This is a genomic window from Desulfosporosinus sp. FKB, from assembly GCF_002196705.1.
Taxonomy (GTDB): Bacteria; Bacillota; Desulfitobacteriia; order Desulfitobacteriales; family Desulfitobacteriaceae; genus Desulfosporosinus.
Map to the genome: position 1 here is coordinate 686,906 of NZ_NADJ01000040.1, position 14,918 is coordinate 701,823.

12 protein-coding genes are annotated in these 14,918 nt (G+C 43.5%); 1 reads left to right on the forward strand and 11 read right to left on the reverse strand.

The genetic code is table 11. The features are described from left to right. Nucleotides 1-52: 52 nt before the first annotated feature. From B5Y67_RS24710 to galU, 7 genes are all read right to left on the reverse strand, one after another. The gene (locus tag B5Y67_RS24710) at nt 53-1,408 is read right to left on the reverse strand and encodes a nucleotide sugar dehydrogenase (protein ID WP_088229021.1); all 1,356 of its coding nucleotides are present in this window, start codon (nt 1,406-1,408) and stop codon (nt 53-55) included. Nucleotides 1,409-1,425: 17 nt separating this feature from the next. Beyond that, nucleotides 1,426-3,297 carry a nucleoside-diphosphate sugar epimerase/dehydratase gene (locus B5Y67_RS24715; protein WP_088229022.1) on the reverse strand — a complete coding sequence of 624 codons (1,872 nt, stop codon included), beginning with the start codon at nt 3,295-3,297 and terminating at the stop codon, nt 1,426-1,428. Between the two features lie 214 nt (nt 3,298-3,511). Continuing rightward, nucleotides 3,512-4,630 (reverse strand): acyltransferase, encoded by a 1,119-nt coding sequence (locus B5Y67_RS24720; protein WP_088229023.1) that lies wholly within the window; start codon nt 4,628-4,630, stop codon nt 3,512-3,514. Between the two features lie 108 nt (nt 4,631-4,738). Beyond that, entirely contained in the window at nt 4,739-5,803 is a 1,065-nt protein-coding gene (locus B5Y67_RS24725; RefSeq protein WP_088229024.1) for an acyltransferase family protein, read from the reverse strand. A gap of 269 nt (nt 5,804-6,072) precedes the next feature. After that, on the reverse strand, nt 6,073-6,819 hold the full coding sequence (locus tag B5Y67_RS24730; RefSeq protein WP_088229025.1) for a hypothetical protein: 747 nt from the start codon (nt 6,817-6,819) through the stop codon (nt 6,073-6,075). A 474-nt stretch (nt 6,820-7,293) separates the two neighbouring features. Next, on the reverse strand, nt 7,294-8,106 hold the full coding sequence (locus B5Y67_RS24735; RefSeq protein ID WP_088229026.1) for a hypothetical protein: 813 nt from the start codon (nt 8,104-8,106) through the stop codon (nt 7,294-7,296). A gap of 195 nt (nt 8,107-8,301) precedes the next feature. Beyond that, entirely contained in the window at nt 8,302-9,189 is an 888-nt protein-coding gene (gene galU / locus B5Y67_RS24740) for a UTP--glucose-1-phosphate uridylyltransferase GalU (protein ID WP_088229027.1), read from the reverse strand. Nucleotides 9,190-9,361: 172 nt separating this feature from the next. Between galU and B5Y67_RS24745 the strand changes: the two genes are divergently transcribed. After that, the gene (locus B5Y67_RS24745; protein WP_242976107.1) at nt 9,362-9,802 is read left to right on the forward strand and encodes a putative ABC transporter permease; all 441 of its coding nucleotides are present in this window, start codon (nt 9,362-9,364) and stop codon (nt 9,800-9,802) included. A 180-nt stretch (nt 9,803-9,982) separates the two neighbouring features. Here the strand turns inward: B5Y67_RS24745 and clpP are convergent, their stop codons facing one another. From clpP to B5Y67_RS24765, 4 genes are all read right to left on the reverse strand, one after another. Beyond that, nucleotides 9,983-10,606, reverse strand: a complete 624-nt coding sequence (gene clpP / locus B5Y67_RS24750; RefSeq protein WP_088229028.1) for an ATP-dependent Clp endopeptidase proteolytic subunit ClpP — start codon at nt 10,604-10,606, stop codon at nt 9,983-9,985. Nucleotides 10,607-10,689: 83 nt separating this feature from the next. Next, a complete protein-coding gene (locus tag B5Y67_RS24755; protein ID WP_242976108.1) occupies nt 10,690-12,789 on the reverse strand; it encodes a PAS domain S-box protein in 2,100 nt (699 codons plus the stop codon). Between the two features lie 380 nt (nt 12,790-13,169). Then, complete coding sequence (locus tag B5Y67_RS24760; protein WP_088229029.1) at nt 13,170-13,508, reverse strand: P-II family nitrogen regulator; 339 nt, start codon at nt 13,506-13,508, stop codon at nt 13,170-13,172. A gap of 46 nt (nt 13,509-13,554) precedes the next feature. After that, nucleotides 13,555-14,784: an ammonium transporter gene (locus B5Y67_RS24765; RefSeq protein WP_088229030.1), complete on the reverse strand. Its 1,230-nt coding sequence runs from the start codon at nt 14,782-14,784 to the stop codon at nt 13,555-13,557. Between the last annotated feature and the right edge of the window lie 134 nt (nt 14,785-14,918).

Below are 14,918 nucleotides of genomic sequence, written 5' to 3' on the forward strand. Positions count from 1 at the left end.
CACGTATTTCAGTCAGGTTTCCGTTTCTCCACCGGTATCCGGCGCAGCAACCTTATATTTTGGCGATTTTGTCCCGATTCTCCTGGACTTCTTTAGTAGCATTGCGGGTATCCACGACCAGTTTCGCCTTTTCCGCCACCCGGGCATAATCCACCACGCTATGATCGGTTAAGATCAGAACTCCGTCGGCATCTGACAATACTTCATCTGTCAAAGGTACGCTCTCCAAGTGCACCGTACTTCCGCCATGAGGCTCAATCACCGGAATATAGGGATCATGGTAGGAGATATTGGCTCCCTGTTTGCGCAGCAGCTCCATGATTTTTAAGGCCGGAGATTCACGGACATCGTCAATATCCTTCTTATAGGCTACACCTAAAACAAGAATTTTGGCGTCTTTCAAGCTCTTATTTTCGCTGTTGAGGGCTCTGACCAGTTTATTAACCACATAGTAGGATACCTCAACGTTGATTTCCCCTGCCAATTCAATGAACCGCGTATGGAAATCGTACTCCCGAGCCTTCCAGGTAAGATAGAAAGGATCAATAGGAATACAGTGGCCGCCTACACCGGGGCCGGGATAAAAGGTTTGAATACCAAAGGGTTTCGTTCCGGCGGCTTCTACCACTTCCCAAATATCAATCCCCATGCGGTCACAAAGCATCATCAGCTCGTTGACCATGGCAATGTTGACGGCCCGATAGGTATTCTCGAAGACCTTAGTCAGCTCAGCTGCGGCCGGGGAAGAGACGGGAACAACGTTCGTGATGGTTTGCATATAAAGCGCATAGGCAATCTCTAAGCAAATAGGAGTCATGCCCCCTACGACTTTAGAGGTGTTTTTCGTACTGAAGCGTTTATTGCCTGGGTCAACCCGTTCCGGCGAGAAGGCCAAGAAAAAGTCTTTTCCCACTTTAAGACCTGACTTTTCCAAAAGAGGTAGAATGACTTCCTCGGTTGTACCGGGATAGGTGGTGCTTTCCAAAGTAATTAATTGTCCTGGGCGAATATATTGGGCAATCTTCTCTGAAGAAGCAGCGATGTAGGAAATATCCGGATCTCGTGTGATGGTTAAAGGAGTAGGCACACAAATGATCACGACATCACATTCAGCCAAACGGGAGAAATCTGTAGTGGCAGTTAATAAGCCTTTGCCCACCATATCTTTCAGATCCTGATCTTTAACATCACCGATGTAATTATCGGCAGCATTAACACGATCAACCCGAACAGAATTAATGTCAAAACCAATTACCGAGAAGCCGACCTTACTTTTTTCAACAGCCAAGGGGAGGCCTACATATCCCAAACCCATGACCCCGATACGAGCTTCGTGTTTTAGAATCTTTTCTTTAAGGGCCTTGGCAATAACATCCTCACTAGTAATAACATTTTTTACGGTCACCATAATGACTCAATTCCTCCTTATTTGGCTACAGCGTTAGTGTTCTTCTTGCGAAAGGTTGGAATGACAGTCTGCAACAAGGAGATCACTTCGTCACGTGTCAAAGAACTGCCCCGCTCGCGAACTATATGCGTAAGTTCTTCCAAAACACTCACGTCAATAAAGCTTGGTTTTGCGACAAATATTCGACTGTGTTTCGTAGACGTGATGCCTTCCTCTGCTGTCAATAATTCCTCGTAGAGTTTTTCTCCCGGCCGGATTCCCGTGAATTGTATCTTAATATCGACATCAGGCTCAAAACCTGAAAGCCGAATCAAGTCTTTAGCTAAGTCTAAAATTTTAACCGGTTGGCCCATATCCAAAATGAAGATCTCTCCGCCCTGAGCCATAGCTCCGGCTTGGATCACTAACTGGGTCGCTTCCGGGATGGTCATAAAGTAACGTACCATTTCCGGGTGGGTTACGGTGACAGGGCCTCCTTTGGCAATTTGTTTCTTAAAGGTTGGAATAACACTGCCACTGCTTCCTAAAACATTGCCGAAACGTACCGCCACAAATTTCGTCTGCGACCTGCGGTCTAAATTCTGAATCATTAATTCAACGGTCCTCTTGGTTGCTCCCATAATACTGGTGGGGTTGACCGCCTTATCCGTAGATATGGAGACAAAGGTTTTAACTTTAAATTCATCGGCAGCTTCCGCCAAATTCTGAGTACCCAGTACATTATTTTTCAGGGCTTCTTCCGGATTCCGTTCCATTAGTGGAACATGCTTATGGGCTGCGGCATGAAAGACAACCCCCGGCTTATAGCGGTTAAACACCAGGAATACTTTTTCCCGGTCTTTAATATCCAAAATTTCAGTAACGTAATCAATACCCGGCCGCTCAGAGCGAAGTTCCTGTTCAATATCAAAAATACTGTTCTCTCCGTGCCCGATCAGCACCAGTTTCCCCGGATTAAACTTAGCAACCTGTCGGGAAATTTCCGACCCGATGGAACCTCCGGCACCGGTAATAAATACCGTCTCGCCGGAAACATAGCCTGCCACCTCTTCTAAATCCACGGAAACAGGATCACGGCCCAATAAATCTTCAACTTGGATCTGCCGAATGGGTTTGATATTAATATCTCCGCTGATGACGTCATATACACCCGGCATGATTTTTAAATCAACACCGGACTTTTCGCAAATTTGCACAATCTCGCGGACGGAGTCGCCTGAGGCTGAAGGCATAGCAATAATAACTTCATCAATATTATGACCTTTGACGACACGCGTAATATCTTTACGCGTTCCTAAAACAGGAATCCCCAGCAGCTGGAGCTTTTGTTTCTCGCGGTTGTCGTCGATAAAGCCGACCGGACGTCCATCGCGATAGTTGCGGTTTTTCAATTCTCTGGCAGCTAAAACCCCAGCATCCCCGGCTCCGACGATGAGCACTTGCTTTTGGGAACCCGGGACATGCCGGTCAAAGACATTCTCCTGCACTATTCGCCAAATGAAGCGCGAACCGCCAATTAAAATAACCATGACCAACCAGAGCAAAATGGCAGCGGAGTTGGGCATTCTCAAGGGAAATCTTGCCAGAACAACACTATAGTAGTATACAACTGCTACTGTACCACCTGTTCCAACGGTTACCGCAAAGATAATGGAAAGCAGTTCTCCGGTGCTGGCATATTGCCAAAGCCTGTTATACAAGCCAAATATGTAAAAAACAGCAATATACAAGATCGTAGCCGTTGCGGCTGTATGGTAATAGGTTTGATAGTACTCTGACGGAATATGCCCAAAGATCTCAAAACGCAAATAAAAACTGCTAAAGGCTGCTATGTTGATTAACAGAGCATCAATCAGCATAAGAATTAATGTACGTTTACGAAATAACACTTAGTTCAGCCCCTTCTGATATACCTAAAGAAAACATGGCTGACGCAGGCGGCAGCCTTAGTTGTACCTATGCAGAGGAAGAATACAACGAAATTATATTTACTGACCGTACAAAAGCGAGTAAACTTTATCGTTCTAAAGTTTACTACAACTTATATCCTTTTACAACTCAAACATCCCGTCATTCTACAGCCTCTTAGTATTTTTTTCCGGCTTAATGCTTAACCATTTTTGGCTGACTGAAGCCGATTAAGTAATAACTAAAGGGCAAATAGCTGATGACGCGGACTCCTGCATAGCTTAATATTAAGGTTACTATAAAGACAATTGGATAAAAAACCCACTGATTGGGACCTATCTGATGGCTGTTGAGAATATTAATCGTTGTTTGATTAAAAAAGAGATGAATGAGATAGATCCCAAAGGAATAATCCCCGAGTTTCATCATGACCTTTGCCCAAAGATTCTTCCCTTGAGCCAGTCCGCCGGCCAGGTTCCATAAGAAAAGAAAGGTTACCAGTCTCAAAACCGGATAAACCAACTCCGAACCCGTTGTAAAATAGGGCGGAATTTCATCATAGGTATGACCGGTGGTTAAACCTATGACAATAAAAAAACTGGCTCCAAAGGTTAAAATCAGGGACATCGTTCCCCAAATTGGCGTCAGGCTCTTAGGGAACGCTCTTAATTGGGCGAAATGGTCAAAGGAATAAATTCCAATCGCGAAATAGAAGAGGTAAGCAATTCCATTAACCTTAATGACATTGGCATAAGAGGTATGGGTCCCCACCATCCAAAGAACTTGAATAGCGAGCATTCCCGCGAGGAAGTATTCAGATTTGCTGTGTGCTTTGCAAAAATCATAGCCTTTAATAATTAAAGGATAAGCAATATACAGCTGAATAATAATGGCAAAAAACCATAAATGATAGGATGCATCGGAATGCCATATGCTTTCAGCAATTCGCTTAAGATTAGCCGGCAGCGAACTGTTCTGCATTTCCTGCCAATGATTAAAAGCCGTATATAAGACCGAGAAAATCACATATTGGGGGAGTATAGAACGAGCCCTCTTAACGTAAAACTTACTTACAGCAAAATTCCGGCGGTAATTCTTTGCTAAAACGAAACCGGAAATCGCAATAAATAAAGGGACGGCAAATTGCGAAAAAACATCCGTCCAAATACCTAAAAGAGCTAAGGTTTTATAAGGCTGAACTTTTGTAAAGTAGCCTGTCGTATGGATTGCTAAAACCGCTAAAATACTGAATCCCCTAAGAACGTTAATTTCCGCGATTTTTTCCGTCTTGGCTTGAGCCCCTTGATTTTTCATTAATCTCTACGTTTCCTCTTTTAGTATAATCACTCGTTTATCTGATCTCATCATTGGGGGTGGAGTCCCCCGATGTTCAGCTTTAGCTGAACGAGTTAACTATTATAATTATACTGATTTATTGGAAAGATTACAAAAATCGGTCTGGTTTTGGTTATCATCTTTGTGAGTCTCACCCATAGCAAAAAAGCGTCCGTAAGGGACATGCTGTATAACCTGATAAAAGAGAAGTGGGACAATTATCCCGATAACAAAAAAACGCTGAGGTGTAATGGTTAGGAAGCGGCGAGCAAAAGCAGCTGCACCGGGATGCAAATACATAATCACCATGGATGCTTCCCCAATATAGCTTAATCCCTGTTTCAAACCCTGAATGTGTTCAAGGAACATGCTCAATTGAACAAAAAGCACGGTAAACGCTGCCGGAAGCAGAAGATTTGTTCCAAAATAATAGTATTGACGGTGTTTCATATCCAGACCATAGTCCAGTATATGGTGAGCATATAAATAGATAAAGCCTAAAACTATGATCCAAGAAATTCCGAAAGCCATTCGCCGTATTTTCGGATCTTCCAGAAGCTTTCTTTGTCTCATGAGATGTCCGAGAGCATAAAACACGATGGCATAGAGGCCCACATCTAAATTCCAAGGCACAAAACTGTTAGGCAGATACCGGGATTCACCATAAGCCAACAAAAGGCACCCTATGATTATCACTCCTCTCACCAAGGGTGAAGAAAGCTTACGGCAGAGACCATCATAAACGACCTGAACAAAGAGCAAAACTGTAGGAAACCAAAAGGTGGCATAAATTCCTCCTAAAAGGCTGCCTCCCAGTAAAAGGGCCTCCCAATTCTGATGCCAAAATTCCAGCATCGAATAACCTCTCCAGACATTAAAGGCAAGAACGGGCAGAGTCAAAAGGACAAGATAAAACACATACGGGACTAAAAGGTGCTTTGCTTTGCGCCGGACATACTGAGTGCCTTTGGACATGGGTTTAAAGCTGTATAGATAGCCGCTGATCCAAAAAAATAAGGGCATATGAAACCAAAACATATAGAAGGAGACTTTGCTTCCGGCGTGTCCCCAGACAACCGCCAAAATTCCCAGGCCTTTTAAAATATCGGCCCATTCAAGATGTTTCGTTTCCTGGGTTAAGTCGGTTCCCACCTTTCCCTTCGGCCTCCCTTGTACTTTTATTAATTAACAGAATTGAGGATAGTTTATCATAGACTAACCGTTTCTGCACGTTAAAGAAAGCCCGGCCGTGAACTCGTTCAGGTAAAGCTGAACAGCACATTAGCAGGCTATACCAAGGTTGGCTGTTGCTTACAATAGAAATGCTCCGCTTAGCAGCCAGCAGGTTTGAATGTAAACCTAGCTGGTAGAAGCGGAGCATCTAGCGTGGGAGTGAACCCGTAGGGGCCCACTCCCACTTGTTAATTACTGATGGAGCTCTCACCGGTAATCATCCAATGTGAATTCAGTTTCATCAGGTTCACGCGAACATGTACGTTCTGTTCATGTTCTTCCCCAACGGGAACGCTCTCAGTGATGTTGTAATCCCTGGCAGTGTAACGGTAGTCTACCCGCAAAGTTGCTGTATTGGAGTCAGCACTTTCTACATCGACCCGATCAAAGTTAACGGAGGTAACGTCCAAACCTATGCCCTGAACCAGGAATTCTTCGGCACGCCGTGCGTGTTTTTCAAATATTTCTCCGGAATAAGCCTTGGCAAGCTTTAAGCGGAAAGTGTCAATATCCACCGACTTCCAGGCATCAAAAAACGTCCCGATATCTTGTTTATAATCGGCTATTATTTGATTCTTTGAAGCCTCGGGGACGGAGGTCCCTTTTGCCTGTCCTTGTCCTTGGCTGACTCCGTTTTGAGCTGCTGTATTGGCGCTTAAACTTGAGTCGCTCTGACCTGGAGTGGAAGAGTTTCCCGATGTTTGATCCGAGGTCGGGTTATTTACGGAGGTATCCGTCTCTGTATTGTTAGTTTGCGGGACTTGACTTGAATCAGCAACTGGGACGGAAACTGTATGAACATTTTCTTGCCCCCGCAGCTTGTTAATAAAGGAGGCAGCCGAACTGGAATTTGTAACCAAAGACATTCCAATTGTCCCTGCCAAAACTCCCACACCTAACGTCAGCCCGCCTATTAGGTAATTCATTTTACGCATAAAGACCAAAATCTCCTTCAACTGGATTTTTACTAGTATCATGACCAGTGAATCAGACTTTTAGACATTTATGCGTCATTATTTTGTTAAATAAATCGCAAGGCCTGTCCACTCGGGCAGGCCTTGCGATTTATTCAATTGCTATGGGTAGTTTATCTTGCAACAACTTAATTAGTTTTCAACCTTGTCGAACAAGGTCACAGTCTACTGAATCAAGTTATTTATTCAGTTGTCTAAGGGTAAATGAAATTTCCTCTAAGATCATCCCTTTAGGCAGCGAAATTCTATTTTAAAATCAGGTTTTCCATGCGTCATCTCAACATGCTTTACCCTTATGTCTTTTAAAAAATAATCTATGCAAGATACCTATTGCCGTTTACACCATGGAAAAAATTCTGCGCATTCCTTACCATTTTACTTGCTGCGACTAAGCTGCATACCCCTTCTGTTAATACTGCTCAACAAAACCTCGAATTAGTTCCGTTTGGTTGCAAACGGCGTTGCCCCGTAGATTTTAGAATTTGTGTCATCGCGAAAGATATGACTATCCAAGTCGTGAACTCCCTGATGGAATTGCTCAATGCGAGCCTTATCTTTCGCATCAAAGGCGTCAATCCCCGTATTTAGCAGAAGGTCGAAGTAGTTCGTGAACACTGCTGCTTTGCTTGCATTGGGCTCATTTTTAAGTTGCTTGTCCCAAAGAGTTTTGTGGAAGATGATGTACTTTTTGATATCCTGTTCGTTCATCTGAGGACCTGCTGCCGGTCCATACAGATAGCCATCCACGTATTGATGGATGTTCCACGCGGTGCCAAACGCTAACGTTTTGGCATCGTTGCTTAAAGCGTTGTCTCCGAAGTAAGCTGCAACCGATGGCGCCAAGTCGATTTGGGTCGTATCCGGTTCCTTATATTTATTTTTGGAACCTGTGTCACCTTGGGCAGGCGTGTTAATCGTACTGGGAGCAATTACGGTTGGCGTGGCTTTACCAGGTGTTGCCGCACCGTCAGGCAACGACGTGCCAGTCCCAGATCCAGCTCCAGTTCCGGTTCCGGTTCCGGTTCCCGTCCCTGTACCTGTGCCTGTGCCACTGGCGGCCGCGTTGTTGCCAGGTGTATTGGTGTTGTCAACTACTGGATTCTGAATAACTACTTGGTCTGATGCCGCGCTTTGTTGCCGAAATACTTTCCACACACTGGGTCCATAAACCCCGGCGGCAACAACAGCGCCTGCCAGAACCAGAGTTCCCGCGACAGTCGCTATCCGTTTCTTATCCATTGGCCTCATTGGTCTCTTCCCTCCTTATTTCTTTTTTCTTGGTACGTGAGTATTTTACCAATTATTGGGAGAGAAGCTTGTCACTTTTGCTGTATGACATGACCTATTTTCCGTCTCTAGAAGTATTGATTTGCTAACAGATGCTTTAGAGTAATACTTTTTCGCGAAAATGATTCAGCATTTATCATAATAATTTGTTGATTCCTATTCATTGATACCAATATTTCGTACGAGATTTTGTAAATAACTTATTAATTCTTCGGCAAGATCTTCCCGACGCAAGGCATATTCAATAGTTGCCTCCACAAACCCCAACTTATCACCCACATCATGCCGGCGTCCGTCAAATTCATAAGCCATAACTTCCTGAAAGCGCCCCAGTTCCTTAATTCCATCGGTAAGCTGTATCTCCCCGCCTTTGCCCGGCGGCAGGGCTTCTAAAAGATCAAATATCTCCGGATTTAAAATATAGCGTCCCATGATTGCCAAATGAGTCAGCGGGGCATCTTCCGGCTGCGGTTTTTCTACCAGATTTTTAGCCCGGTATAAGCGCTCAGCAAACTTTTCACCATCGACAATCCCGTATTTAGAAATATCCTCTATAGGTACTTCCTGAACCCCGACCATGCTGGCCCCATAGCGTTCATATTGGTTCATCATTTGCCGCAAGGCAGGTACTTCAGAAAAGATAACATCGTCACCCAACAGGACAGCAAAGGGTTCCTGGCCGATAAATTTACGCGCACTGTAGATTGCATGGCCTAAGCCCAAGGCTTCTTTCTGGCGAACGTAATAGATATCCGCCAACCTCGCTATGTCCTGCACTAAATCCAGCAGTTCTTCCTTAGAATTTTTTTCCAGATAGGTCTCGAGCTCCATGGAGCGGTCAAAATGGTCCTCAATAGCCCGTTTATTGCGGCCGGTTACGATAATAATATCTTCTATCCCGGAATTAATGGCTTCTTCTACAATATATTGAATCGTTGGTTTATCGACGATAGGCAACATCTCTTTCGGTTGGGCCTTCGTTGCCGGTAAAAATCGAGTACCCAGTCCCGCGGCAGGTATTATGGCTTTACGAATTTTACGCATAGTTGACTCTCCTTTTTCATAACACTTATTTCCATCCATTATGTATATAATAAAACTCTCTTACACATTCGCCAATAAACCAAAAAGTTCCTTCCATATACCTAATAATTTAGTATAATCAGGAAAACAAGGGATCGCAAGCCATGTCTTCCAATAGATACTTATCAATCCTATGTATGGGCCGATTCTGATCAACCATACTAACCCCATGAAAACATTAAAACATTTTCTGATCTACGGCATAATCGGCCTCGTTCTTGAGGTGATCTATACAGGGATCGCCTCTCTTCTTAAAGGCGATTACAGTATGCAGGGATTTACCTTTTTGGTAATGCTCCCAATCTATGGGCTTGCTGTTTTTCTCGAACCCCTGCATACCAAAATTCGTACTATCCCTTGGTGGATACGCGGTGCCTTTTATTTAACGCTTATTTGGCTCATTGAGTACAGCAGCGGTTTAATTCTCGCAATCGTTCTTGGGCACTGCCCCTGGCACTATACCGATCCTTTAAACATTAACGGACTTATCACCTTAAAAATGGCCCCTGAATGGTTCCTGGCCGGATTGGGCTTTGAGTATCTTCATGATTATTTAGACAAAATTACTATTTAGTTAATGTTCGGAATTTGCGGCCTAATAGCAGAAAAGGCTGGAACAAATCGGGACATCGATTTTGTTACAGCCTTTAATTTTGTTATAGCCTTAATTATAGTCTTTAACTTAGCTATAAGCCTTAACTTATATAGCTTTAATTTAGCTATAGCCTATAACTTTTAGGACTAAACGTTAATATTAGCTATTTTCTTGTGTGTCTTTCTTCAAGTCAGCCTTATCGACTACTTGGTCCACTATACCATACTCTTTTGCTTCTTCAGCAGTCATATAATAATCCCGATCTGTGTCTTTTTCAACTTTTTCCAGTGGTTGGCCAGTTCTTTCGGCCAAAATTTTGTTCATTTTCGTCTTAGTACGCAGCAATTGTTTGGCATGGATTTCGATTTCCGTAGCTTGCCCGGATAGACCATGTCCGCCGATCAAGGGCTGATGAATTAACACTTCTGCATTAGGAAGAACAGCGCGTTTACCTTTAGTTCCGGCAGCCAGCAGGAAAGCTCCCATACTGGCAGCCATCCCGATGCAGATAGTGCGCACGTCAGGGCGAATGTATTGCATGGTGTCGTAAATAGCCATTCCGGCTGTAATTGAACCACCTGGACTGTTGATGTATAGATTGATATCCTTTTCAGGATCTTCTGCTTCAAGGAAAAGCAATTGCGCTACAACAAGATTAGCTACGTCGTCATCGATTGGGCCTCCGAGAAAAATGATTCTGTCTTTAAGGAGTCGAGAGTAGATATCATAGGAGCGCTCTCCGCGATTGGTTTGCTCCACAACCATTGGAACGAGATAACCCATTTATAATTCCCCCTATTCACTGTATTAATAGTAGCATTTAACCTAATATATTCTGGCCGATTACGTTTATTTTATAACAAAGGTCAGTTAAGGTCAAATGATTTAAGCTTAAACTTTACTAAAAATGTTGTTCCCTGCGAATTTGTCTCCACGTCGATGCTGGCATCATGACGGGCAGCAATGCCATAACAAACTGCCAGTCCTAAACCCGTCCCTTTTTCTTTTGTTGTCAGGAAAGGGGTACCCAAACGGTCAATAATTTCGGGGCTAATACCTGTTCCCTCATCGCGGACCGATAAGATGACCGCCTTCTCATCGTCCTTCACAAAGGTTGAAATAAACAGACGGCCGCCTTCTTTCATGGCTTCCAAACCATTGCGGGACAAATTAAGAACCAATTGCCGTATCTCTTTATCATTCAATAACAAATCCGGTACCTGTCCTTTTTCCAGGACTACCCTTTTGTCCTCGCGTACAGAGTCCACTTCCAGCAGAGGCATGATGCACTCTAAAATGTCATTCAGGTTTCCCCGGGCAAACTCGGTGGCCTTCGTTCGGCTGATGAATAAAAACTCTGTAATAATCGAGTTGGCCCGATCAAGTTCACTGATCATAAGGGGGATATAATTTCTATAATGTTCAGACGTTGGATTGGCTTCAAGGAGCTGCAAAAATCCTCTAACAGTTGTCATGGGATTTCTAACCTCATGGCCTATGCTCGCAGCCATTTCCCCGATTAAATTCATATGTTCCATTCTTGTCATTTCTTTTTCCAATATCTTTTGGGTCGTTATGTCACGAACGATTGTCGACATGCCTATAATCTCTCCCCTCTGATTCTTAATCGGGGAAACTGTCAGGTAGACATAAATTAGTTGTCCGTCTTTTTTTAAACGCTGGGTCTCGCTATCGGTTACTGAAATTCCGTGCGAAACGTTCTCAATAATATCTCCAAGTCCCTGCATTCTGTCTTGAGGAATTAAGCATTCCACCGATTTGCCAATAATCTCCGCTTTAGTATAGCCGTAAATTCTTTCTGCCCCCCGGTTCCAATCCATGACAATTCCTTCTAAACTCAAACCAATAATTCCTTCATCTGTAGACTCGACGATGGATGCTAAGCGTAAAATTCGTTCCTGAAAGGCTTGCCGTTCCTTGAGTTCCTTCTTAAGATGCTGATTGGTTATCCTGCTCTCAACAAAAAAGAGTATCAAACTAATAATAGCAGTCCCAACAATCCCTCGGCTAATAATCTCCATACGTTTCTTCGCGGCATCCTCCAGAATCAAATCCATAGGAACATGAACTGACACAGACCAAGGAATTGTCGTTCTGCCAATCGTTAGAGGTTTATATATTTCATAAAAATTGTCATTCATTGTACTAAAACGTTTTCCTTGTTTAATCGCCTCTTTTGCGCTGCTGTCTTCGACGGTCAAGCCTATTTTAGAAGTATTACTGCTCGCCACGACCCGACCCTCACTGGACAAAAGGCTTATATATCCTTTTTCTATAGGGCCGGCAGCAGTTATCGCCTTCTGAAACGTTTCAGAGGAAATGTCAATTCCGACAACTCCATAAAAGGTGCCTTCGACCATAATGGGCACAACCGCCCTGGTGATTAAGGTGTTTTTACCCATAACCGGATAACAACAAGGCTGAATCACTGTTTCTGTATTTGTTTTCTTAGGAATTAAATAATAATCTCCTGCTCCGGGAGTATCATAATTCACGAGGGGTTCTAAATGAATATTGCCATTTAGATTAGTATAATAAGGTATGAAACGGCCGGTTCTGTCATAACCCGGCTTGTTCCTATAGTCTGCATCCTTACCATCAAGGGCATTCGGTTCCCATAGTGTCCAAACTGCGGCGAACTGAGGGTTATCTTGCAGGACTTTAGCTAAAATCCTGCCCATTACTGCGCGGTCAGGATGACGGGTAAGCCTGACTTGCTGAAATGTATAGGAGAGTGTTCTCGCCGTATCCATAGCAAAATCCAGGTTAGCTTTTACATAGGCGCCATTTTTATCAGCACTTTCTTCTGCCAGGTGGTAAGCCAAAGACTTTGTCATTTTACTCGTTTCTGTCGATAGAATAGAAGCAACAATCACAAAGGACAGTAAGGTAATTACGCCAATTGATAGTAAAATTTTTGCTTTTAAGTCTATAGTTTTGTGCACGTATTTATTCTCCTGCTGCTTTAGGTCTAATTAATCCATGGATGATGAATTCTCTAAATTTTTCAATAATCCTTTCTATAATTTGATTTTATATCCTACCGTTGTGAAATCTATAGTATTTATTTTTTAAATAGGATTTTAAGAATAACCCTCGGAAACCACAGCAGGGATGTTAAGGCGATTGAAAGGACAGCAAGTATCCTCTGGAGATTTACGCCTAATGGAAAGATGTTACTGCTTACCTTAAAGTTAATCCCGTCAAACGAGGATCTGCTATGTCTGCCTAATTGTAGCTATCTAAAGAAAAATTAAAAGGTTGGGATCTGATTTCATTTCATCAAATTCCAACCTCAAAGTTTTTGCAATCGAAACTATGTGTATTATAAAGCGTTTTCTCCGACATTTCCTGTTCTGATGGTAAAGGCGTTTTCCACAGATGTGACAAAGATCTTCCCATCTCCAATTTCTCCTGTCCTTGCTTCCTGGACAATCGCCTGGATCACCGCATCGACATCCCCATCTTTAACTACAATCTCAATTTTTACTTTGGGGATAAGATGAATATTATACTCAACACCCCGATAGACTTGGGTATGCCCTTTTTGTTTGCCGCAGCCAATGACCTGCGTCACCGTTAAACCATTAACCCCGTGATTGCTCAAGACATCTTTAACAGCATCCAGCTTTCCAGGCCGAATGATAGCCTCTATCTTCTTCATCAAGGTCCCTCCCTGCTATAGTTTGTTTAAAATTGTATTCATCTAATCAAATGAAGTCCGGATAAGCCTCTTCTCCATGGAGCGACAGATCTAAACCAACAGCTTCTTGATCTTCATCTACACGCAACGTCGTAAATAATCCAATGATTTTTAAAAGTATCCAGGAACCGATGACGGCAAATGCCACCGTTGCTAAAACACTCAAGGCCTGAATTCCCAATTGTGAAGGGTTCCCGTACAATAGTCCATTGGCGCCGGCAGGATTAATCGTTTTAGTTGCAAAAATACCGGTAGCCAAAGCTCCCCAGGTTCCGCCAATTCCATGACAGCCAAATGCATCTAAAGCATCATCATATCCAAATTTCGCCTTCATGACACTAATGGTCAGATAACAAATAATTCCGCCGATAAAACCGATGAGAATTGACGAAAGAGGCGTTACAAATCCGGCTCCCGGTGTAATGGCAACCAAACCTGCCACGGCTCCGCTGGCTGCGCCGAGAACCGTTGATTTTCCGCGATGATAACGTTCTACTACAACCCAGGCGATGGCAGCTGCAGCAGCAGCCGTATTGGTATTTACTAAGGCCATGCCGGCGAGGCCGTTAGCCCCTAAGGCACTCCCGGCGTTAAAACCGAACCAGCCAAACCACAAGAGTCCTGCTCCCAAGACGGTAAAGGGGATATGGTGAGGCGCCATGGAGTCTTTGCCCAGGCCTTTACGTTTTCCCAATACCAAAGCTACAATTAAGCCTGAGTAACCGGAACTGATATGAACCACGTTTCCGCCTGCAAAATCTAATGCCCCGAGTGTTCTTAAGAAACCGCCCACTCCCCAAACCCAATGGGCAAGCGGATCATAAATCAGAGTAGCCCAGAGCAGCGAAAAGATAATAAAGGCCGGGAAGCGCATTCGCTCCGCAAAGGAACCGCTAATGAGGGCTGGGGTAATCACAGCAAACATCATTTGGAAAGCCATAAAAACAATGGCAGGAATCGTTGCTGCGTAATCCGGATTAGGAGCTGCCCCTACTCCGTTTAAACCTAACCAATTTAAGCTGCCGATAATACCATGGAAATCCGGTCCAAAGGCTAAGGTATAGCCTATTAAAATCCACTGTAATGATATAAGTCCAATAATAATCCAACTATGCATGATCGTACTAAGGACGTTCTTTTTGCGAACCATGCCTCCGTAAAAGAATGCTAAACCGGGCGTCATTAACAGAACAAGCGCTGTTGACACTAAAACGAATGCTGTATCTCCTGTATCCATTTGTTATTCCTCCCTATATAAATTTGATTTTTCTTGGTTTTCCTCTTGTTTTCATAGAATTGCTAATTCACCAAAAGAACTTATCAAGGATAGAACTTGCATTGAATGCTTAATTCAGAGAAATTGAGTATGGC